4 protein-coding genes and 1 pseudogene are annotated in these 2613 nt (G+C 74.2%); 2 read left to right on the forward strand and 3 right to left on the reverse strand.

All coding sequences use genetic code 11. The features are described from left to right. Positions 1 to 197: pseudogene (locus tag ABZ641_RS32435) on the reverse strand (acyltransferase); the annotation flags it as partial. 152 nt (positions 198 to 349) lie between these two features. Between ABZ641_RS32435 and ABZ641_RS32440 the strand changes: the two are divergent. Next, the gene (locus ABZ641_RS32440) at positions 350 to 697 is read left to right on the forward strand and encodes a hypothetical protein (protein ID WP_359987645.1); all 348 of its coding nucleotides are present in this window, start codon (positions 350 to 352) and stop codon (positions 695 to 697) included. Between the two features lie 100 nt (positions 698 to 797). Here ABZ641_RS32440 and ABZ641_RS32445 read toward each other — a convergent pair whose 3' ends face one another. Then, positions 798 to 1253: a hypothetical protein gene (locus tag ABZ641_RS32445; protein ID WP_344628035.1), complete on the reverse strand. Its 456-nt coding sequence runs from the start codon at positions 1251 to 1253 to the stop codon at positions 798 to 800. 90 nt (positions 1254 to 1343) lie between these two features. On the opposite strand from ABZ641_RS32445, the gene ABZ641_RS32450 reads away from it, so the two are divergent. Continuing rightward, on the forward strand, positions 1344 to 1553 hold the full coding sequence (locus ABZ641_RS32450; RefSeq protein WP_344628034.1) for a hypothetical protein: 210 nt from the start codon (positions 1344 to 1346) through the stop codon (positions 1551 to 1553). 337 nt (positions 1554 to 1890) lie between these two features. On the opposite strand, the gene ABZ641_RS32455 is transcribed toward ABZ641_RS32450, so the two are convergent. Beyond that, positions 1891 to 2613, reverse strand: a 723-nt coding sequence (locus ABZ641_RS32455; RefSeq protein WP_359987648.1) for a hypothetical protein, incomplete at its 5' end; no start/stop codon positions are given.

Here is a 2613-nt window from a genome sequence, read left to right on the forward strand (position 1 = left end):
CCGCCCGCCAGGAAGAACACCGGCATGATCTGGAAGAGCAGCGTCAGCCACTGCGTCCACTCCACCGTGGCGAGCAGTTCGGGCGCCGCGATCGTGCCGTCCGGGTGCCGCACCAGCGCGGTGATCACCCAGTGCCCGAGCACCACCATCACGATCGCCGCTCCCCGTAGGAAGTCCACGTACCTGACCCGGTCCACGCCGCCCACCGTCCCCCCGTCCCGAACCGACCGGTCCACTGTGGTCGTACCGCAACGGCCCGGTCCAGTGCCGCACGGTTGCGATCCGATCTCCCGGCCGGGGCCGCGAAATCCGTTGGGGCACCGATGGGCCGGCCACCATACTGACCGTCATGTGCTTCCGCGGCGGTACCCCGAACCGGCACTACGTGTGCCTGCCGTGCCGCGCCTCCGTCAAGCGCCGCACGCCGACCACGGTCTGTCCGCGCTGCCGCGGCCGGCTCGTCGACGCCGGACAGGACCTCAAGGTCCCCCGCCGCGCGGACACGGCCGCCTGGCGCACCCTCACCGCCCTGCTCAACGCCGGCGTCACCTTCCACTCCTCCTGCTGCGGCGGCCCCGGGTGGCGGCCGCGCACCCCGCGCGAGATCCGCGAGCGCCTCGCCGCCGCGGCCGGCACCGGCCTCCCCCTCGCGGAGGTCCTCACCGCGCCCGAACTCCCGCGTCGACGTGGCAGGTGAGCCGCGGCCGCCGTTCACCGACCGGCCAGCCCGCAATGGGCGTGGGCGTACGTGTGGCCGTGGGCGGTCGGCGGGTGCCTGCCGGCCCGCCGGGCGGAGGTCAGAGGGCGATCGGCCGGTAGGCGAGTGCCGCATCGACGATCTCCTCGGCCGAGGCGCCGCGCAGTTCGGGCGGGGGCCAGTGGATCAGGCCCCTGGCCCGGGGATGCGGCACGTTGGCTTCGAAGAGTGCCAGGAAGTGGTCGCTCTCCGGATCGCCGTCGAGGATCCTGCGGACGATCCCGACGAGTTCGTCCGCGGTGATGTCCGCGATCCGTGGCCGGGGCGGCCTGGCGGCCTCCCGCGCGAAGTCGTCCAGGCTCCGGCTGCCGTCGTACTCGGCGAAGTCCGGGGCGCCGTAGTCGTGGCCCGTGCTCGCGTTGAAGGCACTGATCTCCTCGGCCGCGCTCCCGGCTCCGGAGAGCACCAGGCCGGAGATCCGGGAGATCGCGCCGCAGAGCTCGTCCAGCCGCTGCCGGCTGACGGGCGGGGGCATCAGTTCGGGTCTCGGGTCCACGGTCCGGATTGTGCCGTGGACCTCCGACACGGCGGCGGAACGGCCGCGCTGCGGTGGTGGACGGCCGGGCGGGGACCGAGTCTGGTGGACATGGGAAGCACGAAGAAGCGGTGGGCCTCCGCGGTGGTGCACTGCCGGCCGGGGTCGGTCGTGGGGATCGAGACGGCGGCTGCGCACGTGGGCGGGCAGGTGCGGGTGACCGGGCGGTGGGTGCGGGTGCGGCCGCACGACGGGGGAGAGATGTGGATCTCGGCAGGAGCCGTCCAGCGGATCGTCTGGGACGCGCCGCCGGACGGGTGACGCCCGGACCGAGCCGACGTTCGGTCCGTCCGGCTTCGGTCCGCCGTGCCGTACCTGGGCCCGTCCCTGGCGATCGCCCGGGAATTCGTGGACCAGGGCGCCCGCGTGGTCATCACCGACCTGCAGCAGGACCGGGTGGACGAGGCGGTCGCCGCGATCGGCCCGACCTGCTCGGGCATGACGGCCCGCCGCTCGGCCGTTGCGCCGCCCCGGGACGGGCAGGACGGACGGGGCGAGACCGGAGGCGGGGCGGCCCGGCGAAGGATCGGGCTGCCGGTGCGCTGCGTCGCGGGCCGCCCGGCGCCGCTGCCTGACGGACCGTTCGGCCCGCCGGGTGTCACATGTCCATGGCGGAGACCCACACCACAGGATGCTCGGGGTCGCTCGCATCCACGGCGAGGAAGCGCTGTCCGTTCGCCGTGTCCTCGGCATAGACCATGCCCGGGCGGACGGCCGGGACGAGGCCGCAGTCCCCGCTCGCCGCCTTGGCCACGTCGCCGGGTTCGTACGGGTGCCAGTCGCCCAGGTGCAGCGCCGTGTGGGGCTGGGGCGACCCGAAGCCGCTCACGGCGAGGAAGGCGGAGAGATCGCCCGGGGTGGTGGTGAACCGCAGATCCAGTGAATCCTCACCGAACAGCGGATGCCTGTTCGCCGTGAAGACCAGGCCGGCGGCGTCCTTCGGGACGGACAGGCCGAAGTGCCTGACGGCGTCGGCATACTCGAGGTTGTTCCCCGTGGTGGCCGGGCAGACGCGGGAGTCGCTCTTCGCCACGTGGTTGTCGGGAGGTCCGATGGACGAGTCCATCGCGGCCACGGCTCCCCAGCCGAGCAGCCCCAGGACCACCGTCGCACCGCCGGCCAGATACAGGGCCACGCCGAGCCGGCCCTTCCACTCCGGGCGCCGCCGCGGCAGGCCTGCGCCACCGGCCGGGCCGTCGGCGGCGTCGCCCTCCAGCCGTTCCTCTGCCACGTTCCCCCCATGTTCGAGTGCCTGCCCGAGCCCCTGCCCGAGTCCCGCGCGCAGCGCGGTGACCGAGCGGGTCGCACGCGGAGCGCCGCC

It is taken from the genome of Kitasatospora sp. NPDC007106, from assembly GCF_040634455.1.
In the GTDB taxonomy this organism is placed as follows: Bacteria; Actinomycetota; Actinomycetes; order Streptomycetales; family Streptomycetaceae; genus Kitasatospora; species Kitasatospora arboriphila.

What these genes read in the sequence shown, in the direction of transcription:
- ABZ641_RS32440 (WP_359987645.1), top strand. Translation starts at nt 350, where the DNA reads ATGTGCTTCCGCGGCGGTACCCCGAACCGGCACTACGTGTGCCTGCCG.
- ABZ641_RS32450 (WP_344628034.1), top strand. Translation starts at nt 1,344, where the DNA reads ATGGGAAGCACGAAGAAGCGGTGGGCCTCCGCGGTGGTGCACTGCCGG.